This is a genomic window from Leclercia sp. M-A074-M, assembly GCF_965195605.1.
Classification (GTDB): Bacteria; Pseudomonadota; Gammaproteobacteria; order Enterobacterales; family Enterobacteriaceae; genus Enterobacter.
The window spans coordinates 63,944-84,695 of the sequence record NZ_CBDAHM010000010.1 but is presented as its reverse complement, the minus strand read 5'-3'; the positions used below and the strand labels follow the sequence as shown (position 1 = coordinate 84,695).

General features: G+C 57.4%; 21 protein-coding genes. 10 read left to right on the top strand and 11 right to left on the bottom strand.

The window, feature by feature from the left end; genetic code table 11:
• Nucleotides 1–28 precede the first annotated feature (28 nt).
• Nucleotides 29–1,039 carry a class II fructose-bisphosphatase gene (gene glpX / locus ACOKCT_RS19290; protein ID WP_103177512.1) on the top strand — a complete coding sequence of 337 codons (1,011 nt, stop codon included), beginning with the start codon at nucleotides 29–31 and terminating at the stop codon, nucleotides 1,037–1,039.
• A gap of 96 nt (nucleotides 1,040–1,135) precedes the next feature.
• Nucleotides 1,136–1,882, top strand: coding sequence for a ferredoxin--NADP(+) reductase (gene fpr / locus ACOKCT_RS19285; protein ID WP_103177513.1), 747 nt, complete (start codon nucleotides 1,136–1,138; stop codon nucleotides 1,880–1,882).
• On the opposite strand, the gene ACOKCT_RS19280 is transcribed toward fpr, so the two are convergent.
• The gene (locus ACOKCT_RS19280) at nucleotides 1,883–2,302 is read right to left on the bottom strand and encodes a DUF805 domain-containing protein (protein WP_420193790.1); all 420 of its coding nucleotides are present in this window, start codon (nucleotides 2,300–2,302) and stop codon (nucleotides 1,883–1,885) included. It lies immediately after the preceding gene.
• A 113-nt stretch (nucleotides 2,303–2,415) separates the two neighbouring features.
• On the opposite strand from ACOKCT_RS19280, the gene ACOKCT_RS19275 reads away from it, so the two are divergent.
• Nucleotides 2,416–3,012 carry a DUF1454 family protein gene (locus ACOKCT_RS19275; protein ID WP_103177515.1) on the top strand — a complete coding sequence of 199 codons (597 nt, stop codon included), beginning with the start codon at nucleotides 2,416–2,418 and terminating at the stop codon, nucleotides 3,010–3,012.
• A gap of 110 nt (nucleotides 3,013–3,122) precedes the next feature.
• The gene (gene tpiA, locus ACOKCT_RS19270; RefSeq protein WP_103177516.1) at nucleotides 3,123–3,890 is read left to right on the top strand and encodes a triose-phosphate isomerase; all 768 of its coding nucleotides are present in this window, start codon (nucleotides 3,123–3,125) and stop codon (nucleotides 3,888–3,890) included.
• Between the two features lie 81 nt (nucleotides 3,891–3,971).
• Here tpiA and ACOKCT_RS19265 read toward each other — a convergent pair whose 3' ends face one another.
• The 6 genes from ACOKCT_RS19265 to cpxP all read right to left on the bottom strand — a co-directional run bounded on the left by ACOKCT_RS19265 (nucleotide 3,972) and on the right by cpxP (nucleotide 10,104).
• The gene (locus tag ACOKCT_RS19265; RefSeq protein WP_103177517.1) at nucleotides 3,972–5,276 is read right to left on the bottom strand and encodes an SLC13 family permease; all 1,305 of its coding nucleotides are present in this window, start codon (nucleotides 5,274–5,276) and stop codon (nucleotides 3,972–3,974) included.
• 58 nt (nucleotides 5,277–5,334) lie between these two features.
• Nucleotides 5,335–6,093: a CDP-diacylglycerol diphosphatase gene (locus tag ACOKCT_RS19260; protein ID WP_159340298.1), complete on the bottom strand. Its 759-nt coding sequence runs from the start codon at nucleotides 6,091–6,093 to the stop codon at nucleotides 5,335–5,337.
• A gap of 110 nt (nucleotides 6,094–6,203) precedes the next feature.
• Nucleotides 6,204–7,193 (bottom strand): sulfate ABC transporter substrate-binding protein, encoded by a 990-nt coding sequence (locus ACOKCT_RS19255; protein ID WP_103177519.1) that lies wholly within the window; start codon nucleotides 7,191–7,193, stop codon nucleotides 6,204–6,206.
• Nucleotides 7,194–7,406: 213 nt separating this feature from the next.
• Nucleotides 7,407–8,369 carry a 6-phosphofructokinase gene (gene pfkA / locus ACOKCT_RS19250; RefSeq protein WP_103177520.1) on the bottom strand — a complete coding sequence of 321 codons (963 nt, stop codon included), beginning with the start codon at nucleotides 8,367–8,369 and terminating at the stop codon, nucleotides 7,407–7,409.
• Nucleotides 8,370–8,544: 175 nt separating this feature from the next.
• Nucleotides 8,545–9,450 (bottom strand): CDF family cation-efflux transporter FieF, encoded by a 906-nt coding sequence (gene fieF, locus ACOKCT_RS19245; protein ID WP_420193789.1) that lies wholly within the window; start codon nucleotides 9,448–9,450, stop codon nucleotides 8,545–8,547.
• Between the two features lie 153 nt (nucleotides 9,451–9,603).
• Nucleotides 9,604–10,104 (bottom strand): cell-envelope stress modulator CpxP, encoded by a 501-nt coding sequence (gene cpxP, locus ACOKCT_RS19240; protein WP_103177522.1) that lies wholly within the window; start codon nucleotides 10,102–10,104, stop codon nucleotides 9,604–9,606.
• Nucleotides 10,105–10,254: 150 nt separating this feature from the next.
• Between cpxP and cpxR the strand changes: the two genes are divergently transcribed.
• Complete coding sequence (gene cpxR, locus ACOKCT_RS19235; protein WP_039032144.1) at nucleotides 10,255–10,953, top strand: envelope stress response regulator transcription factor CpxR; 699 nt, start codon at nucleotides 10,255–10,257, stop codon at nucleotides 10,951–10,953.
• Nucleotides 10,950–12,323: an envelope stress sensor histidine kinase CpxA gene (gene cpxA / locus ACOKCT_RS19230; protein WP_103177523.1), complete on the top strand. Its 1,374-nt coding sequence runs from the start codon at nucleotides 10,950–10,952 to the stop codon at nucleotides 12,321–12,323. The genes cpxR and cpxA overlap by 4 nt, the downstream gene beginning before the upstream one ends.
• 33 nt (nucleotides 12,324–12,356) lie before the next feature.
• On the opposite strand, the gene yiiM is transcribed toward cpxA, so the two are convergent.
• From yiiM to rhaS (ACOKCT_RS19210), 4 genes are all read right to left on the bottom strand, one after another.
• Nucleotides 12,357–13,040: a 6-hydroxyaminopurine reductase gene (gene yiiM / locus ACOKCT_RS19225; protein WP_156655380.1), complete on the bottom strand. Its 684-nt coding sequence runs from the start codon at nucleotides 13,038–13,040 to the stop codon at nucleotides 12,357–12,359.
• 66 nt (nucleotides 13,041–13,106) lie between these two features.
• Complete coding sequence (gene sodA / locus ACOKCT_RS19220) at nucleotides 13,107–13,727, bottom strand: superoxide dismutase [Mn] (RefSeq protein WP_103177525.1); 621 nt, start codon at nucleotides 13,725–13,727, stop codon at nucleotides 13,107–13,109.
• Nucleotides 13,728–13,912: 185 nt separating this feature from the next.
• On the bottom strand, nucleotides 13,913–14,761 hold the full coding sequence (rhaR, locus tag ACOKCT_RS19215; protein ID WP_103177526.1) for an HTH-type transcriptional activator RhaR: 849 nt from the start codon (nucleotides 14,759–14,761) through the stop codon (nucleotides 13,913–13,915).
• 73 nt (nucleotides 14,762–14,834) lie between these two features.
• Nucleotides 14,835–15,671 carry an HTH-type transcriptional activator RhaS gene (gene rhaS / locus ACOKCT_RS19210; RefSeq protein WP_103177527.1) on the bottom strand — a complete coding sequence of 279 codons (837 nt, stop codon included), beginning with the start codon at nucleotides 15,669–15,671 and terminating at the stop codon, nucleotides 14,835–14,837.
• 300 nt (nucleotides 15,672–15,971) lie between these two features.
• Between rhaS (ACOKCT_RS19210) and rhaB the strand changes: the two genes are divergently transcribed.
• The 4 genes from rhaB (at nucleotide 15,972) to rhaS (ACOKCT_RS19190) (ending at nucleotide 20,692) form a co-directional block, all read left to right on the top strand.
• Complete coding sequence (rhaB, locus tag ACOKCT_RS19205) at nucleotides 15,972–17,441, top strand: rhamnulokinase (protein WP_420193788.1); 1,470 nt, start codon at nucleotides 15,972–15,974, stop codon at nucleotides 17,439–17,441.
• Entirely contained in the window at nucleotides 17,438–18,697 is a 1,260-nt protein-coding gene (gene rhaA, locus ACOKCT_RS19200; protein WP_156655382.1) for an L-rhamnose isomerase, read from the top strand. Before rhaB ends, rhaA begins: the two co-directional genes overlap by 4 nt.
• 96 nt (nucleotides 18,698–18,793) lie before the next feature.
• Nucleotides 18,794–19,624: a rhamnulose-1-phosphate aldolase gene (gene rhaD / locus ACOKCT_RS19195; protein ID WP_103177530.1), complete on the top strand. Its 831-nt coding sequence runs from the start codon at nucleotides 18,794–18,796 to the stop codon at nucleotides 19,622–19,624.
• 81 nt (nucleotides 19,625–19,705) lie between these two features.
• Entirely contained in the window at nucleotides 19,706–20,692 is a 987-nt protein-coding gene (gene rhaS / locus ACOKCT_RS19190; protein ID WP_103177531.1) for a rhamnose ABC transporter substrate-binding protein, read from the top strand.
• The last annotated feature ends 60 nt before the right edge of the window (nucleotides 20,693–20,752 follow it).

The window sequence follows — 20,752 nt, the reverse complement described above, 5'->3', positions numbered from 1 at the left end:
CAATTCCTTTTGATTGCACGAGTATCTGATGAAACGTGAACTTGCTATCGAGTTTTCCCGCGTAACCGAGGCCGCCGCTCTGGCAGGCTACAAGTGGCTTGGCCGTGGTGATAAAAATACTGCTGACGGCGCAGCCGTCCATGCCATGCGCATCATGCTTAACCAGGTCAACATCGATGGCACCATCGTGATTGGTGAAGGTGAGATCGACGAAGCCCCCATGCTATTCATCGGTGAAAAAGTCGGTACCGGTAACGGCGATGCGGTGGATATCGCGGTAGACCCCATTGAAGGCACCCGCATGACGGCCATGGGCCAGGCTAACGCCCTGGCAGTACTGGCGGTGGGCGATAAAGGCACCTTCCTCAACGCGCCCGATATGTATATGGAGAAGCTGATTGTCGGCCCTGGCGCAAAAGGGGTCATCGACCTCAATCTGCCGCTGGCGGAAAACCTGCGTAATATCGCCGCCGCGCTTAATAAGCCCCTTGGCGAACTGACGGTCACCATTCTGGCGAAACCGCGTCACGATGCGGTCATCGCCCAGATGCAGCAGTTAGGCGTGCGCGTCTTTGCTATCCCCGATGGCGACGTGGCGGCCTCCATCCTCACCTGCATGCCGGACAGCGAAGTCGACGTGCTGTACGGTATCGGCGGCGCACCGGAGGGGGTGGTTTCTGCCGCGGTGATCCGCGCCCTCGACGGCGATATGCATGGCCGTCTGCTGGCCCGTCATGACGTAAAAGGCGATAGCGAAGAGAACCGCCGCATCGGTGAGCAGGAGCTGGCCCGCTGCGCGGCGATGGGGATTGCAGCCAATACCGTGCTGCGTCTGGATGATATGGCGCGCAGCGATAACGTTATCTTCTCGGCGACCGGCATCACCAAAGGCGATCTACTGGACGGCATCAGCCGCAAAGGCAATATGGCGACCACCGAAACGCTGCTGATCCGCGGTAAATCACGCACCATTCGCCGCATCCAGTCGATTCACTATCTCGACCGTAAAGATCCGGACGTGCAGACCCACATTCTGTAAAACCGTTTGATCAATAGAGCTTTCCGGCCCGCCTGGGCTGGAAATCTCCCTCTCAGGTAAGGAAGATAGAACCCGAGATCAGTACAGGAGAACATCATGGCAGACTGGGTAACAGGTAAAGTCAAAAAGGTAGAGTTCTGGACCGATGCGCTATTTAGCCTCACCGTACATGCGCCCATCCAGCCTTTCACGGCCGGGCAATTTGCCAAGCTGGGGCTGGAGATCGACGGCGAACGCGTGCAGCGCGCCTACTCCTATGTCAACGCGCCGGATAACCCGGATCTCGAGTTCTACCTTGTCACCGTTCCCGATGGCAAACTCAGCCCGCGCCTGGCGGCACTGAAACCCGACGATGAGATCCAGATTGTCAGCGAAGCCGCAGGCTTCTTCGTGCTGGATGAAGTGCCAGACTGCGAAACGCTGTGGATGCTGGCAACCGGTACCGCCATCGGCCCTTACCTGTCGATCCTGCAATACGGGCAGGACCTGGATCGCTTTAAAAATATCGTTCTCGTGCATGCCGCGCGCTACGCCGCAGACCTGAGCTACCTGCCGCTGATGCAGGAACTGCAGAAGCGTTATGAAGGGAAAGTGAAAATCCAGACGGTAGTGAGCCGTGAAACGGTGCCGGGGTCACTCCACGGGCGCGTACCGGCCCTGATTGAAAATGGCGAGCTGGAAGCCGCCGTGGGTCTGAAGATGGAGGCCGACACCAGCCACGTGATGCTGTGTGGCAACCCGCAAATGGTGCGTGATACCCAACAGCTCCTGAAAGAGACCCGGCAAATGACCAAGCATTTACGCCGTCGGCCGGGCCATATGACCGCAGAACACTACTGGTAATTAGCGGTACTTTACGTCGATCGTATCTTTACCATATTTATTCTCGCCCTGGGTGCCCACAAACGCGCCCAGGTCGACAATGATCATCACAAAAATAATGGTAGGGATCAGTCTGCCCACCACCCACGGCAGCATGGAGGGGAGCATCGACCAGTTGCCGGCCAGCAGCATCCACGCCAGTATCACCAGCAGCGCCCACAACCCCGAACGCCCACGATCGTGCAGCCGTTTTACTAACACCGCCGCGGTCGGCCACAGCAGCGACACCAGCGCGAAGGCCGCCGTCTGGGTGCTCAGCCAGGCGTTATTGGCAAAAATAAACAGAGCCAGCATGGCGACAATCCATACGCCAATCCAGATCCAGAAATCACGGCGTCCAATACGCCCTTTGAATGAAAACAACCACTGCTGTATGGTCATGTCAGGTTCCTAAAAGTCATCGCGGCGCGTAGTTTACCCTGGAGTCGCCTCCTTTTGACAAGCCAGCCGGATCCCGTTTTAATCGTGGGCAGTAACATTCAGAGACTTTATTGATGAAGATGTGGTTTCACCTTATTTGGCTGGGTTTAACACTGTTGGGTGCAAGCGCACCTCTGCATGCTGCTGAGACTTCCGTATCGGCTACCGCACCCTATGTGATGCCGGGCGCGCCGACCTTTGATCAGTCTATCAGCCTGTTCCGTGAAGCTTTCAATCAGGATAATCCAAAGCTGCCGCTCAATGAGTTTCGCTCCATTGATGGCACCCGCGACACCCCGAACCTGACCCGGGCTGCCAGCAAAATTAATGAGAATTTGTACGCCTCGACGGCGCTTGAGCGCGGAACCCTCAAAATCAAGAGTATGCAGATTACCTGGCTGCCGATTCAGGGGCCGGAGCAGAAAGCCGCCAAAGCTAAAGCGCTGGAGTATATGAGCGCCATTTTACGCGCCTTTACCCCTGCCCTGACCAAAGCCCAAAGCCAGCAAAAGCTGCAAAAGCTCCTCACAGCTGGTAAAAACAAGCGCTATTACGCCGAAACGGAAGGCGCGGTTCGCTATGTCGTGGCAGATAACGGCGAAAAGGGGCTGACCTTCGCTGTTGAACCGATTAAGCTGGCGCTATCTGAGGCACTCGGCGGGTCGAATTAATGACAAAAAGCAAAGCCTTTCGAGGGAAAATCTCTATACTGATTCACAGACCATGCTGCCCTGTTGGGCGGCCATATTCCTTAATTCGCTCTTGAGCGTGGAGAATTGAAATGCGACATCCTTTAGTGATGGGTAACTGGAAACTGAACGGCAGCCGCCACATGGTAAACGAGCTGGTAGCTAACCTGCGTAAAGAGCTGGCTGGTGTGACTGGCTGTGCTGTTGCTATCGCTCCGCCGGATATGTACCTGGATATGGCTAAGAAAGCGGCTGACGGTAGCCACATCGTTCTGGGTGCCCAGAACGTTGACGTTAACCTGTCTGGCGCGTTCACCGGTGAAACCTCCGCTGAAATGCTGAAAGATATCGGCGCAAAATACATCATCATCGGCCACTCTGAGCGTCGTACCTACCACAAAGAGTCCGACGAATTCATCGCCAAGAAATTCGCTGTGCTGAAAGAGCAGGGTCTGATCCCGGTTCTGTGCATCGGTGAAACCGAAGCAGAAAACGAAGCGGGCAAAACCGAAGAAGTCTGTGCACGTCAGATCGACGCAGTCCTGACCACTCAGGGCGCAAGCGCGTTCGAAGGTGCGGTCATTGCTTACGAGCCAGTATGGGCGATCGGTACCGGCAAATCTGCCACCCCAGCACAGGCTCAGGCCGTTCACAAATTCATCCGTGACCACATTGCGAAAGCAGACGCGAAAGTTGCTGAGCAAGTGATCATCCAGTACGGCGGTTCCGTAAACGCATCTAACGCAGCAGAACTGTTCACCCAGCCGGACATCGACGGCGCGCTGGTTGGCGGCGCATCCCTGAAAGCAGACGCTTTCGCGGTGATCGTTAAAGCAGCAGAAGCAGCGAAACAGGCGTAAGAGCATCTGCGGCGGGTGGCGCTTCGCTGACCCGCCCTACGATACTCCAGGCCCGGTAAGCGCCAGCGCTACCGGGCTTTTTTACAGCCGTCCCAGCAGGCTAAACCACAGATAATCCAGCGGCAATAGCACCAGATAGGTTGCCACCGCCAGCGCCAGACAGAGCAGCATCCCCGCCCGCGCAGGCACTCTTCCCAGCCCCATCGCCACCACAATCGGCGACGCCTGATACGGCAGCAGCGGCGTGGAATACCCCAGCACCTGAATCATAATCACCGACAGCAGCGGAAAGCCGGTGGCGTCCGAGAAGCTTTGCGCCAGGGTGGTATACAGCGCCGGTACGCCGTTGGCGGTCATAATGAAATTCAGGGCGGTGGTGATGCCAGTCAGGGCCAGGAAACTGGTGAACGGCGCATCGGCATCCAGGGGCATTACCCGCATCAGCGCCTCGCCCACGGCACTGCCAATACCGGTTTGCGTCACGGTGATCGCCAGCCCGAGAATACCCGCCACATAAATACAGGTGCGCATATTCACCCCCGCCGAGAATTCATCCCCGGTGATAAAGCCAACCCGCGGCAGCATCACCACAATCGACGCCGCAAGCCCGGTCCATGCCGGTCCAATGCCGTGCCAGCTTTCGGTTACCCACATCACCAGCACCACCGCCAGCAGCCAGGCGAGGCGCTTTTCGTCGCGGCCCATCGGCTCTGGCGGGGTCAAATCCTTCACCGGTTTTGGCGCGCCGGGGAACAGCCAGCAGATCAGGCCGATCAGGACCAGACCCTTGAGAATACCCAGCACCGGAGTATGCAGCAGCAGGTACGGAACATAGTTAAGATGGATGCCGTAAGAGCCTTCCGCCGCCCCGCTCATCACCAGGTTAGGAACGTTGGCCGGAAGGATGGTGGCCGAAAGCTGGAAGGTGCCAAACCCCACCGCCAGCGCCAGGCCGAACCACGCCCGGGAGCCGTCGGCAATGCCCGCCCGCTTCGCCATCGCCGCCACGATGGGCATCAGCAGCGCAATACGCCCCATATTGGAGGGCATCACAAACGCCAGCGCATAGGTGAGCAGCACTACGCTTGCCACCATCAGCGGCCAGGAGTCGGTCAGCCTGGCCGACAGCGCCCGCGCCGCCCTGTCCGCCAGCCCGGTTTTGCGGATCGCCACCCCCAGCACAAATCCGCTGAACACCAGCCAGAACGCTGACGAGGCAAAACCGCCAAAAATCACCTCCGGCGGGGCGATACGCGCGATCATCGCCGCGGTAAAGAACAGCAGCGCAGTGAGGAATTCCGGCAACAGCGAGGTGGCCCACAGGATGATGGTGACGACGATAATCAGCGAGGGCAGAAACAGCGGGTGAGTGAACCAGAGCGACATGCCTGTCTCCTGTAGAATTTTTCAGCAAGTCTACGGCGACAGGCAGGGCGAGTAAACGCTATTTATGGTGGGGTTCATTCAGGATAGTGCATTGATGATCCTGCAATTCCTCAGCAGAAGCGCGGTTAAGCGCCAGCAAATTGCGCGCCGTTGCCAGTAATACAAACGATCCGTCCGCCTGCTGCGCCATCGCTAGCGCAAAACGCCCCATATGGTCGCGCGCTTCCGGCAGCTCTTCTGCCAGCATCATAAACGGGCTGCGTTTCACCAGCTCCGCTTCCGTCACCCGACGCGCCAGGTATTCATGCCCCTCCAGCCCACCGGGGAACGGCAGCCACTGGGTGCTGATTTGCCCCTGACTAACATTGAGCTTCTCGCGCACGTCCGGGCGCAGGCAGGAGATATGGATATGAAAATGGTTTTGCGTGCGGCCGGTCGGGGAGTTGATGGTCAGTGAAACTGCACTGTCGGGCACGTTGCTCCCCCGCTTCATGCTCATAAAGTGGCGCGACTGCCACGCCAGCCAGAAGAAATTGGGCGTATGAGCCTCGGTCAGGAGCGGGCTTTCGGTACCGTTGATGCGGTACGTGGGCATCAGCAGATATTGCAGCGGCCCGTTGCGATCTTTAAACACCACATATCCCGCATCCGTTTTTACCAGCGCACAGGGCGCCGGGTTACGGTTCTGCATCTGACCAGGCACACACTGGTCGAGAACGATATGCCGCAGCGCGTTTGGGTTACCCGCTTTCAGCCAGAACCCGCCGCCTGCCGCGAGCGCAATCATAACCAGTACCAACACGATTATTTTTTTCACAGCGCATTCCCTGTATCCACCTGACGCCAAAGAGTAACGCATAAAAGTGACCAAATAAAAAACCCGGTGGATTTCTCACACCGGGTCCCGTGTCGTTCTTCAAAAAATGCTTAACGCTTGCTGATCTGATCGAAGGTGCCGCCATTCGAGAAGTGATCTTTCTGCGCTTTCGTCCAGCCGCCGAAGACCTCATCGATAGTGAAGAGCTTCAGTTTCGGGAATGTGTTCTCATATTTTTTCGCCACCGCCTCATCACGTGGCCGGTAGAAATTCTTCGCGGCAATCTCCTGGCCTTCCGGGGAGTAAAGGTATTTCAGGTAGGCTTCCGCCACGGCCTGGGTGCCTTTCTTATCCGCCACTTTATCGACCACAGAGACGGTTGGCTCAGCCAGAATAGATTCGCTTGGGGTGACAATTTCAAATTTATCTTTACCCAGCTCGTTCGCCGCCAGCAGCGCTTCGTTTTCCCAGGCAATCAGCACGTCACCAATGCCGCGTTCAACGAAGGTGTTGGTTGCGCCGCGTGCGCCGGAATCCAGCACTTCGACGTTTTTAAACAGCGCTTTCACGAAATCCTGCGCTTTAGCCTGATCGCCATTGTTCTGGTGCAGGGCGTAACCCCAGGCTGCCAGGTAGTTCCAGCGTGCGCCGCCAGAGCTTTTTGGGTTTGGAGTGATGACCGATACGCCCGGCTTAACCAGATCGTTCCAGTCATGGATCTGTTTCGGGTTACCTTTGCGAACCAGGAAAACGATGGTGGAGGTATACGGCGCGGAGTTATCCGGCAGGCGTTTGATCCAGTTTTTATCGATACGGCCGCGTTCCGCGATGGCGTCCACGTCATACGCCAGCGCCAGGGTCACGACGTCGGCTTCAATGCCGTTAATCACCGAGGTCGCCTGCTTGCCGGAGCCACCGTGGGACTGGCGGATCACGACGTTATCGCCGGTTTCCTGTTTCCAGTGTGCGGCAAACGCTTTGTTGTACTGCTCGTACAGTTCACGCGTCGGATCGTAAGACACGTTCAGTAGCTGAATATCCTTTGCCAGAACGCTGGTCGATGCCAGCAATAACGTTAAACCCACGCCCCATTTATTCATCGCCCAACTCTCTTAATGTTGTGTTTGATGAGTGCAGGGTGCCAGAAAGCGAACCAATGATTAAAGAATAAAAAAAGATTGGCTATAACACAGGGGAATAAAAAGAGGGTGTGAGCGCACAAAAAAGCCGGGTGGCAGCTACGCCTTACCCGGCCCACGAACCATGCTTTTGTAGGCCCGGTCAGCACAGCGCCACCGGGCAACAGCCGCCGATCAGTACAGCTTTTTCGCGCACTCCAGCCAGTCACCTTTGAACGGACGCTTCATGTTTTCAATAGCGTCGATGATGTCATGGTGAACCAGTTTTTCGTTCTGAATACCGACGCAACGACCGCCAAAGCCCTGCTGCAGCAGTTCAATCGCGTAAGCGCCCATACGGGATGCCAGGATACGGTCGTAAGGACCCGGAGAGCCGCCACGCTGGATGTGACCGAGAACGGTCGCGCGGGTTTCGCGTTTGGTTTCAGCTTCGATGTACTTCGCCAGCTCGTCAACGTCACAGATGTGCTCGGTGATGGCTACGATGGCGTGTTTTTTACCTTTAGCGATACCGGCTTTGATCTCGTTAACCAGATCTTCACGGCTGAATTCCACTTCCGGCACCACGATAAACTCACAGCCGCCGGCAATCGCCGCCGCCAGGGTCAGGTCGCCACAGTAGCGGCCCATCACTTCGACGATGGAGATACGCTGGTGAGAAGAAGAGGTGTCGCGCAGACGGTCAATCGCCTCTACCACGGTGCCCAGCGCAGTGAAGTAACCGATGGTGTAGTCGGTACCTTTGATGTCGTTGTCGATGGTGCCTGGCAGACCGATGCATGGGAAGCCCATTTCGGTCAGGCGTTTTGCCCCCATGTAGGAACCGTCACCGCCGATAACAACCAGCGCGTCCAGGCCGCGTTTTTTCATGTTCTCGATAGCCACTTCACGGATGCGCTCATCGCGGAATTCCGGGAAACGCGCGGAGCCCAGGAAGGTACCGCCACGGTTAATCATGTCGGACACGCTGTAGCGGTCGAGCTGCACCATGCGATCTTCATACAGGCCCAGATAACCGTCATAGATACCAAAAACTTCCAGACCTTCCGTCAACGCTGCGCGCACTACACCACGAATTGCTGCGTTCATGCCGGGCGCATCACCGCCGCTTGTCAACACACCGATTTTCTTAATCATGACTACCTCTGAACTTAGGAATGCAAAAATGAAATCTGTTGCCGGAAGACGTCCTATCGACCAACGAATAGTGCAAATAGTATATCAATCACTTCCCGCTGAATTGATTCAGGTCAGACCAAATGGCGGTTATTTTTCCACAAAATGCTGCCCCGGTTCACTTTTTTACAACGAATTACGAAAGCTCAAAATGTCCATTACCTGGCTTAGGTACGACTGAGCAGGGATCCTGGTGAATAATGACATCTGACCCCGGGAAACGCTGCAAAATCGCCTGCTCAACCTGTTCCGCCACCAGATGGGCCTGAACGAGCGGCAGGTTATCTTCCATTTCTAAATGAATCTGAATAAAGCGGGTCGGCCCTGACTGCCGCGTGCGAAGATCGTGAGCGCCGCTGACACCGGGCCAGGAGGTCACAATTTCAAAGATTTCATGCCGTTCTGCGTCTGGCAGTGCGCGATCGAGCAGGGATTGCACTGCATCGTACCCCATACGCAACGCACTGTATAAAATATAGAATCCAATCCCTAACGCAAATAACGCATCGGCCCGGTGCCAGCCATACCAGGCCAGACCGAGCGCAATAAGAATCGCACCGTTCATCATAACATCAGACTGATAATGAAGCATATCCGCCCGTACCGCCTGGCTCTGCGTTTTACGCACCACCCAGCGCTGGAACGTTACCAGAATTAATGTGCTTATAAGTGCAATAACGGTAACGATCACGCCGACGCCGGGATCTTTCATCGGCGACGGGGTATACAGGTGCTGAATGCCAGTCAAAAAGAGGAACAGCGCCGAACCGGAAATAAACATGCTTTGCGCCAGCGCCGCCAGCGACTCCGCTTTGCCATGACCAAAGGTATGCTCTTCGTCCGCCGGCTGTAACGAGTAACGCACCACCCACAGGTTCGTCACCGAGGCGGCAATATCCACAAGGGAGTCCACCAGCGCCGCCAGAATACTGACCGAACCGGTATACCACCACGCGAAGATTTTAATGACTAACAGGCACGACGCCATGACCGTCGCGGCGATTGCCGCCCGGCTCACCAGCCGTCCATAGGATTGATTCATAAACACTCCTGTCACGCTATGCCGCTAGTATAACGGATGCGGAGGAGTCAATAAGATGAATAAACGGTTAACGCATTTTAATGATGGGCAAAAAAAACCCCCACATCATGTGGGGGAAGACAGGGATGGTGTCTATGGCAAGGAAAACAGGGTTTACTGGTTACTACGGGTGTTGCTACTAAAAAGCGTCGATTCAGCGTTCTTCTGCATCCGGGCAACCTCGCGCAACTGGTCCATACGTTGCTGGTGTTTCTGGTTCAAAACCGCTTGCTGCTCTGGCGTTAGCAGGTGAAACATCTGGTTGCGGACCCGGGCCATTTCGACCTGGCGGGCAACCTGTTCCTGCGCCATTTTGTTTGCCTGAGCGCGCACAGCGTTTTCGTCAAAATTTTCTGCGGTGACAAGGCGGTGCATTGTCTCCATTTCGCTAACATTAACAGGGGGCTGGTCATGACGAGCCCGCTGCATCAGATCTCGCATCTGTTGACGCTGATGTTCGGTTAAACTTATGCCGTCAAACATGTGGCCCTGGCCGTTTTGCTGCGCAATGCCCTCTGCTGAGGAACGGTTATCGCCGGTGATAGCTCCAGCAGCCTGGCTAAATGCACTAAACGCCAGCGTTGAGGCCATGACGGCAGCGGTAACTATGCGCATCACTTACTCCCAAAATCTTTCGTGTCGCGATTCAACGAGAGACAGTCTACGATTCAGGCTGCAAACATGCGTCAGGGGGTGTAAAACAACGTAAAGTCATGGATTAGATAGCCTTGATGACGTAATTTCTGCCTCGGAGGTATTTAAACAATGAATAAAATCCTGTTAGTTGATGATGACCGAGAGCTGACATCCCTTTTAAAGGAGTTGCTCGACATGGAAGGCTTTGACGTGTCGGTTGCCCATGATGGGGAGCAGGCGCTGAGTCTACTCGACGATAGCATCGACTTGCTTTTGCTCGACGTCATGATGCCGAAGAAAAACGGTATCGACACCCTTAAAGAGCTGCGCCAGACACACCAGACCCCCGTTATTATGCTGACCGCGCGCGGCAGCGAACTTGACCGCGTACTCGGCCTTGAGCTGGGCGCTGATGACTATCTGCCAAAACCGTTTAACGACCGCGAGCTGGTGGCGCGTATTCGGGCGATCCTGCGCCGTTCCCACTGGAGCGAGCAGCAGCAAAACACCGACAACGGTTCACCGACGCTGGAAGTCGACTCCCTGAGCCTCAATCCAGGCCGCCAGGAAGCGAGCTTTGACGGCCAGGCGCTGGAGCTGACCGGCACCGAATTCACCCTGCTTTATCTGCTGGCGCAGCATCTGGGCCAGGTGGTGTCGCGTGAACATCTGAGCCAGGAAGTGTTGGGTAAACGCCTGACGCCGTTCGACCGCGCCATCGATATGCACATCTCGAACCTGCGCCGTAAGCTGCCGGAGCGCAAAGATGGTCACCCGTGGTTTAAAACCCTGCGTGGACGCGGCTATCTGATGGTTTCCGCTTCATGATAGGTAGCTTAACCGCCCGCATCTTCGCCATTTTCTGGCTGACGCTGGCACTGGTTTTAATGCTGGTATTGATGTTGCCAAAACTCGACTCACGCCAGATGACGGAGCTCCTCGACAGCGAGCAACGTCAGGGTGTGATGATCGAGCAACACGTAGAAGCAGAGCTGGCCACCGATCCGCCCAATGATTTGATGTGGTGGCGCAGGCTGTTTCGCGCTATCGAAAAATGGGCGCCTCCCGGACAACGCCTGCTGCTGGTGACCAGCGAAGGTCGCGTGATTGGTGCGGACCGCAATGAAATGCAGATCATCCGTAACTTCATTGGCCAGGCGGATAACGCCGATCACCCGCAAAAGAAAAAATATGGTCGGGTGGAGATGGTGGGGCCATTCTCCGTCAATGACGGGGAGGATAATTACCAGCTCTACCTGATCCGCCCGGCGAGCAGCTCCCAGTCCGACTTTATCAACCTGCTGTTTGACCGCCCGCTGCTGCTGCTGATTGTCACCATGCTGGTGAGTTCACCGCTGTTGTTGTGGCTCGCATGGAGCCTGGCGAAGCCGGCGCGCAAACTGAAAAACGCCGCGGATGAAGTGGCGCAGGGCAACCTGCGACAGCACCCCGAGCTGGAAGCCGGGCCGCAGGAGTTCCTGGCGGCAGGGGCCAGCTTCAACCAGATGGTGACGGCGCTAGAGCGGATGATGACGACCCAGCAGCGTCTGCTCTCTGATATCTCGCACGAGCTGCGTACCCCGCTGACGCGCCTGCAACTTGGCACCGCCCTGCTGCGCCGCCGCAGTGGTGAGAGCAAGGAGCTGGAGCGTATCGAAACGGAAGCCCACCGTCTGGACAGCATGATCAACGACCTGCTGGTGATGTCACGCAATCAGCAGAAAAACGCGCTGGTCAGCGAAACGATGAAGGCTAACCACCTCTGGGGCGAAGTGCTGGATAACGCCGCCTTCGAAGCGGAGCAGATGGGTAAATCGTTCACCGTTAATTTCCCGCCGGGCCCGTGGCCGCTGTACGGTAACCCGAATGCGCTGGAAAGCGCGCTGGAGAATATCGTCCGTAACGCCCTGCGCTACTCGCATACCAAAATCGAGGTGGCGTTCTCGGTGGATAAAGACGGCATCACTATTAACGTGGATGACGATGGTCCTGGCGTCAGCCCGGAAGATCGCGAGCAGATTTTCCGTCCGTTCTACCGTACTGACGAAGCCCGCGACCGTGAATCTGGCGGCACCGGACTGGGTCTGGCGATTGTCGAAACCGCCATTCAGCAGCATCGCGGCTGGGTGAAAGCGGACGACAGCCCGCTGGGTGGATTGCGTTTAACCCTCTGGCTGCCGTTGTATAAACGTTCGTAGTTGTCGCCTGTTATGCCGGGTGGCGGCTTCGCCTTACCCGGCCTGGTTTCCCCACAATCTGCGGGAATTATTCTCGATCTTCCCGCTTAAACGCCGTTTCTGCATGGTTCTGGTCCAGCTTGTTGACAGGCCCGCCGCCGCCAGCAGACGCTGATACTGTTCGTCGTCAAACGGCATATGCCAGGCGATAGCGCAGGCGTCATGTACCGATACGTCGCTCAGGCGTGACACCAGCTTCAGGGGCGCATCCGCCGATACCTGCCCTGCCAGCACCACCCGATAGAGCCAGCCGGTTTTCGCCGCGTTCTGCATCTGCGTAGCCATATCGCTGATGCCGAAATGGAAGTTGAGTTTGAAGCACGGCGAGCGCGGCTGGGTCACCTGGATCAGGGCATCCCCCCAGCGAAAGATGTCGCCGATAAAGACGTTCTCCTCCGTCAGCCCCTCGGTTGAGAGGTTTTCGCCAAACGCCGGGGCGACAAACAGATCGGCCTGAGCGGGAAATTCCCTTGCCCAGTGCTGATAGTGCTCCCGCGGATAGTGGCACAGCGCGCGGTCGGGCCCGCCGTGGATCTTCTTTTCCGCCTGCTCGTCACCTGCCAGTCCAGGGTCGGTTAAGGTCAGCTCACCGTCGACCTGCACTTTAGCAATTGCGCTCGGGCGGCTGCCGTCGTAGTCCCTTACCTTGCCTGTAAACACATTCACCGGGTAATGCATCTCTACTCCTTCAGATACAAAAAAAGCGAGTCATCAGACTCGCTTCTCACAGAAGGCTTTGCAACCTTATTTTTTAGCAGCGAAACGTGCCGCAGCTTCGTCCCAGTTGACGACGTCCCAGAAGGCTTTGATGTAGTCCGGACGACGGTTCTGGAATTTCAGGTAGTAAGCGTGTTCCCACACGTCCAGACCCAGGATTGGGAAACCGGATGCGCCAGAGATCGCTTCGCCCATCAGCGGGGAGTCCTGGTTAGCCGTAGAGACTACCGCCAGTTTGTCGCCTTTCAGAACCAGCCACGCCCAGCCGGAGCCGAAACGGGTAGCAGCCGCTTTTTCAAACTCAGCTTTGAAGTTCTCAACGGAGCCGAAGTCGCGCTCAATAGCGGATTTCAGGTCGCCCTGCAGAGTAGTACCGGTTTTCAGGCCTTTCCAGAACAGGCTGTGGTTAGCATGGCCGCCCGCGTTGTTGCGCAGTACGGTTTTCTTGTCGGCTGGCAGTTGATCCAGTTTGGTGATCAGCTCTTCAACCGGCAGGCTCGCGAATTCTGGCAGGCTTTCCAGCGCCGCGTTGGCGTTGTTAACGTAAGTCTGGTGGTGTTTGGTGTGATGGATTTCCATCGTCTGCTTGTCGAAATGCGGCTCCAGGGCGTCGTAAGCGTACGGCAGGGATGGCAGGGTATAGCTCATAATCATCTCCATTATTGTCGGGCGGCAAACGTGTTAATGCCGCGTAAGCAGTTGGTTCATTATAGTTAATTAAATGATATTGAAAATGTTTATCAATGCCGTAGTTTTAATAAGGTTATAACTTTTCGTTATGTCACTGATCTGGCGGGGGCTGCGGAGAAGTCAGGGGTAGAGCTGGGATTCTATTACGCGGCGTTATGGCTGCGGTGGCGCCACTGAACCGGGGTCATCCCCACTTCGCGGTTAAACACCACCGAGAAGTAGTTGCTGTCCTCAAAGCCGCACTGCATCGCCACTTCGCTGACCATCAGCTCGGTATGCTGCAGCAGATACTGCGCATGGCAGATCCGCAGCTGACGCAGATAGTGGTTCACCGTCATGCCGGTCTGGGTGCGGAACTGCTGGCGCAGGGCGCGCTCGCTGCACTGCTCCTGCTCGCAAAACTTCTCCAGCACAAAGCTGCGGTTCAGGCTGCCAGACAGCGCGGTGATGAGCTTATCCAGCAGCGCTTCCGGCTCGCTGGCGGTCGGGTTGTCCGGGGCGTAGCGGTAGCGTTTGAGCATGATCACTAGCTGGGCAAACAGCAGCTCCGCCAGGTCATAGCCGTGGGGATCGTCCTTCAGGCTCTCCTGCTCCAGTTGGGCAATGATCTGGCGCACCTGAGTCATACCGTTGCTGCCAAGCCGCCAGTGCGGTGCTCCGCGGGCGTTCATAAAGCCGGGGATATTGGCTCCCCAGTCCACGTTGAGCTTCAGCCGGTCGGGGCAGTAGATGATGTTCTGCAGCACCAGATCGTTCACCGAGGCGTAGGCGTGTTTGTCTTCCGCGCGGATGTAAAACAGGTCACCGCGGGTAATACGGTAGGGGCGATCGTTGAGGATATGCAGGCCGTTGCCGCGCCACACCAGCACCAGCTCGCAGAAGTCGTGGGTATGTTCGGCAAAGACATTCTGCGGATAGCGGTCCGCCACCGCGACGGCCTGAGCAGCGGATGCAAAAAAATCGGCTCTGCGAAGAATCAACTGTCCTGCCACGTCACAACCTCACCGGGGAATAACCTGACATTATTACCCGCTTTGCGGCAATAAAACGGTGATTTTCCTCGCGTTACTGAAGTGAAGCATCCCGGCCCTGGCGAATATCGCGCGGCGACCAGCTAAATTCCCGGCGAAACAGGGTCGAAAAGTGGTTACTGTCGCCGAAACCGCAGCGATAGGCGATATCCGTGACGCTATCATCGGTATGGCGCAGCAGATGCCGCGCTTTAATCAGCCGCAGACGGTTCAGGTAGCGCTGCGGCGTCTGCCCGGTGTGCTGTTTGAGCTGGCGATGCAGGGTGCGCAGCGAGAGAGAGAAGTTATCCGCCAGCGTCTCCCAGCAGACATCCTCCGCGTAGTGATCTTCCAGCCAGGCCATCAGCTGGTTGAGGCGGGCGTCATTATCCGCCGCCCCTTCGACCAGGCTGCCGCGGCGCAGCAGCACCAGCAGTTGCATAAAGAGGATTTCACGGCTGGCGAGGGCGTGGGTCTCCTGCCCCTCTTCAGCCTGCTCCATCTGGCTCACCAGCTGGCGCACCTGTTGCAGCGTGGCCTGGTTCACCCGCCAGTGCGACGGATAGTGCCCGTCCAGCTCCTGGGGCAGGAGCTGGTTCAACCCCGACAAAAACTGGAACGCCTCCGGGGAGCGATAGAGCACGTTGGTCAGGCACAGGTTATCGGTATGTTCATACATGTGCCGGTCATGATCGCGCACGAAGCAGACCGTTCCGCCGCTGATGGTGTACGGCTGGCCGTTGAAGACGTGGATACCCGTACCGTGCTCCACGATCACAATCTCATGAAAATCATGATGATGTTCCGGAAAGGCAGCCTGGGGCAGCCGCGGCTCAATCGCCACAGGCGAGTGGCCTGAAGGAAAAAAATCCACGCTGTGCAGTACGGTCATAACGGGTCACCAGATGATAAGAGTTCTCAAAATAGTAATTTAGGGTTCCCCGCCTCACCTTAAATTTTCGACAGCAAATGGCGCAAACCCTGTCGCTTTTTCAAGAAGCGGCGGGAAAGATCTGGAAATGCGGTCACCGTCACATCGCCTGCAAGTGCCGTTAAAAACGGAAAATGTGAACTCTCTCACGTTCATCTTTGCTTTCTTGCCAGCGCCTGAAATGCGCTGTCAGTAGCAAGAAGGTCGCCTTCCCTTCCCTTTTTTACACTGTCCGGCAATGACTTCAGGAAGGACCGGACCATGACTTTTCGCCATTGTGTGGCTGTCGATTTAGGCGCATCCAGCGGCCGGGTGATGCTGGCAAGCTACCACCGCGAGGCGCGCACGCTTCAGCTTCGCGAAATCCACCGTTTCGTTAACTGTCTGCAAAAGCGGGACGGCTTTGACTGCTGGGATATCGACACCCTGGAAGCGGAGATCCGCACCGGGCTGAATAAGGTTTGTGAAGAAGGCATTCGCATCGACAGCATCGGGATTGATACCTGGGGCGTGGATTATGTGCTGCTGGACAGCAACGGCCAGCGTGTGGGCCTGCCGGTCTCCTACCGCGACAGCCGCACCGACGGGGTAATGGCGCACGCGCTGGCGCAGCTGGGCAAAGCGGAGATCTATGGCCGCAGCGGCATCCAGTTCCTGCCGTTTAATACCCTCTATCAGCTGCGTGCCCTGGTTGAACAGCAGCCGGAGCTGGTGGCGAAGGTCGCCCACGCCCTGCTGATCCCGGACTACTTCAGCTACCGCCTTACCGGCCAGATGAACTGGGAATATACCAACGCCACCACCACCCAGCTGGTGAACATCAATTCCGATACCTGGGACGAGAACCTGCTCAACTGGACCGGCGCGCCGCGCGACTGGTTTGGCACGCCGACCCATCCGGGCAATGTAATCGGTCACTGGATTTGCCCCCGGGAGAATGCCATCCCGGTGGTGGCCGTCGCCAGCCATGACACCGCCAGCGCGGTGATCGCCGCCCCGCTGGCCTCAAAGGATGCAGCGTATCTCTCCTCCGGCACCTGGTCGCTGATGGGCTTTGAGAGCAAAACCCCCTACACCAGCGATAGCGCGCTGGCGGCCAACATCACCAACGAGGGCGGCGCAGAGGGCCGCTACCGGGTGCTGAAAAACATTATGGGGCTGTGGCTGCTACAGCGGGTGCTGAAGGAAAAAGGTATCAGCGACCTGGCTGCCCTGATCGCTGAGACGGAAATCCTGCCGTCGTGCCGCTTCCTGATCAACCCCAATGACGACCGCTTTATCAATCCGGCCAATATGAGCGCCGAGATTCAGGCCGCCTGCCGCGAAAGCGCGCAGCCGGTGCCGGAGAGCGCCGCCGAGCTGGCGCGCTGCATCTTCGACAGCCTCGCCCTGCTCTATGCCGAGGTGCTGCACGAGCTGGCCACCCTGCGCGAGAAGCCGTTCAGCCAGCTGCACATTGTGGGCGGCGGCTGCCAGAACCAGCTGCTCAACCAGCTGTGCGCCAACGCCTGCGGCATCACGGTGTTAGCCGGGCCGGTCGAGGCCTCCACCCTCGGCAATATTGGCATTCAGCTGATGACCCTCGACGAACTGAACAACGTCGACCAGTTCCGCCAGGTGGTGACCGGCAACTATGGCCTGACCACCTTTACCCCTCATCCCGATCATGAGATTGCCCGCTACCGGGCGCAGTTTCAGCAACAACGACCGACAAAGGAGCTTTGCGCATGACCACTCAACTTGAACAAGCCTGGGAACTGGCTAAACAGCGTTTCGCCGCCGTGGGCGTGGATGTCGAGGAGGCTCTGCGTCAGCTCGACCGTCTGCCGGTCTCTATGCACTGCTGGCAGGGTGATGACGTCGCCGGTTTTGAGAACCCGGGCGGGGCGCTGACCGGCGGTATTCAGGCCACCGGTAACTATCCGGGCAAGGCGCGTAACGCCGCCGAACTGCGGGCGGATCTGGAGCTGGCCCTGAGCCTGATCCCGGGTCCTAAGCGCCTGAACCTGCACGCCATCTATCTGGAATCCGACGAGCCCGTCGAGCGTAACGCCATCAAACCAGAACATTTTAAAAACTGGGTCGAGTGGGCGAAAGCTAACAAGCTGGGGCTGGATTTTAACCCCTCCTGCTTCTCGCATCCGCTGAGCGCCGACGGCTTTACCCTCGCCCACGCCAACGACGAGATCCGCCAGTTCTGGATCGACCACGTGAAGGCCAGCCGCCGCGTGTCGGCGTACTTTGGCGAGCAGCTTGGCACCCCATCGGTGATGAATATCTGGATCCCGGACGGGATGAAAGACATCACCGTTGACCGCCTCGCCCCACGTCAGCGCCTGCTGGCGGCGCTGGATGAAGCCATCAGTGAAAAGCTGAACCCGGCGCACCACATCGATGCCGTGGAAAGCAAGCTGTTCGGCATTGGCGCCGAGAGCTACACCGTGGGCTCCAACGAGTTCTACATGGGTTACGCCACCAGCCGCCAGACCGCGCTGTGTCTGGACGCGGGTCACTTCCATCCGACTGAAGTCATCTCCGACAAGATCTCCGCCGCGATGCTCTATGTGCCGCACCTGCTGCTGCACGTCAGCCGTCCGGTGCGCTGGGACAGCGACCACGTGGTGCTGCTGGATGACGAAACCCAGGCCATCGCCAGCGAAATTATCCGCCATGACCTGTTTGACCGGGTACATATCGGCCTCGACTTCTTTGATGCCTCCATCAACCGCATCGCGGCGTGGGTGATCGGCACCCGCAACATGAAGAAAGCCCTGCTGCGCGCTCTGCTGGAGCCCACCGCCGAGCTGCGCGCGCTGGAAGCCGCGGGGGATTACACCGCGCGTCTGGCCCTGCTGGAAGAGCAAAAATCACTGCCGTGGCAGGCGGTATGGGAGATGTACTGCCAGCGCAACGACGCCCCGGCGGGCAGCCAGTGGCTGGATAACGTCCGGGCGTATGAGCAGGACGTATTAGCCAGTCGCACGTAAATAACATTGCCGGGTGGCGCTTCGCTTACCCGGCCTACGTTTAGCTGTAGGCCCGGCAAGCGAAGCGCCGCCGGGCGTTTTCAAAGGAATCAAAAAATGCAGACCATCACCCAATCCTGGTTCGTCCAGGGCATGATCAAAGCCACCTCCGACGCCTGGCTGAAAGGCTGGGACGAGCGCAACGGCGGCAACCTGACGCTGCGCCTGGATGACGCGGATATCGCCCCGTTTGAAGCGGATTTCCACGCCAAACCGCGCTATATCGCCCTGAGCCAGCCGATGCCGCTGCTCGCCAACACGCCGTTTATCGTCACCGGTTCCGGCAAATTCTTCCGCAACGTACAGCTCGATCCCACCGCCAATTTAGGGGTGGTAAAAGTGGACAGCGACGGCGCGGGCTACCACATTCTTTGGGGGCTGACTGACGAAGCGGTGCCAACATCTGAACTGCCGGCCCACTTCCTCTCCCACTGCGAGCGCATCAAAGCCACGGGGGGAAAAGACCGCGTGATCATGCACTGCCACGCCACCAACCTGATCGCCCTGACTTTTGTGCTGGAGAACAACTCAGACGTCATCACCCGTCAGCTGTGGGAAGGCAGCACCGAGTGTCTGGTGGTGTTCCCGGATGGCGTGGGCATTCTGCCGTGGATGGTGCCGGGTACCGACGAAATCGGCAGCGCCACGGCGGTGGAGATGCAAAAACATTCGCTGGTGCTGTGGCCGTTCCACGGCGTGTTCGGCAGCGGCCCGACGCTGGACGAAACCTTTGGCCTGATCGATACCGCCGAGAAGTCTGCGGAAGTGCTGGTAAAAGTTTATTCAATGGGTGGCATGAAGCAGACCATCACCCGGGAAGAACTGATTGCGCTGGGTAAACGCTTTGGCGTTAATCCTGTGCAGTCAGCGTTAGATCTCTACAAATAAGAACATCGCGCCCCGCTCATTGAGACGGGGCGAATCTACACCTGCAAACCCTACAAAACTCAATTAAGTGGAGTAAAAGCAATGAAAATAAAGACAAGCTTGATCCTCACCGTTGCCGCCCTGGCGTTGTCCGGTTCTGCTTTAGCTGAAGTGAAAATCGCCCTGGTGGCGAAATCCTTAGGTAACGGCTTCTTTGAAGCGGCAAACGTGGGTGCCCAGGAGGCAGCTAAAGAGTTGGGGGATGTCAAAGTCATCTATACCGGGCCGACCACCACCACCGCCGAAGCCCAGATCGAAGTCCTCAACGGGTTGATCGCTCAGGGTGTCGATGCGATCGCTATCTCCGCCAACGATCCTGACGCCGTGGTGCCGGTGCTGAAAAAAGCGATGCAGCGCGGGATCAAAGTGGTCTCCTGGGATTCCGGCGTGGCGAAAGCCGGGCGCCAGATCCACCTCAACCCTTCTAATAACGCGCTGATTGGCGAGACCAACGTCAAGCTGGCGGCCGACGCGCTGAAAGCGCTGAATGTGGAGAAAGGCGACGTGGCGGTGCTGAGCGCTACCCCTACCTCTACTAACCAGAACACCTGGATTGCCGAGATGAAAAAGGTGCTGCCGCAGTACCCGTCCGTCAATCTGGTGACCGTGGCCTATGGCGACGATCTCTCTGACAAGAGCTACCGCGAAGCGGTTGGCCTGCTTAAAACCTACCCGGATCTGAAAGTGATCGTCTCCCCGTCGTCAGTCGGTATCGTGGCGGCGGCGCAGGCGGTGAAAGATCAGGGCAAGATCGGCAAAGTGTACGTCACCGGCTTAGGGTTGCCGTCTGAAATGGCGGGCGCGGTGAAATCCGGCGCCAGCAAGAGCTTCGCCATCTGGAACCCGATTGACCTCGGTTATGCCGCGACTTACTTAGCGGATGATCTGGTGAAAGGCACGGCGACCAAAGACGAAGCCAGCATGGGCAAACTGGGCAAAGTGAAGCTGGATGCCGACGGCAACGGCGCGATGGCGGAGCCGTTCGTTTACGATGCCAGCAACATTGATAAGTTCTCAAAAATCTTCTGATGCGTTTTGTAGGCCGGATAAGCGTAGCGCCATCCGGCCTACAAAATCCCCTATGGTGGA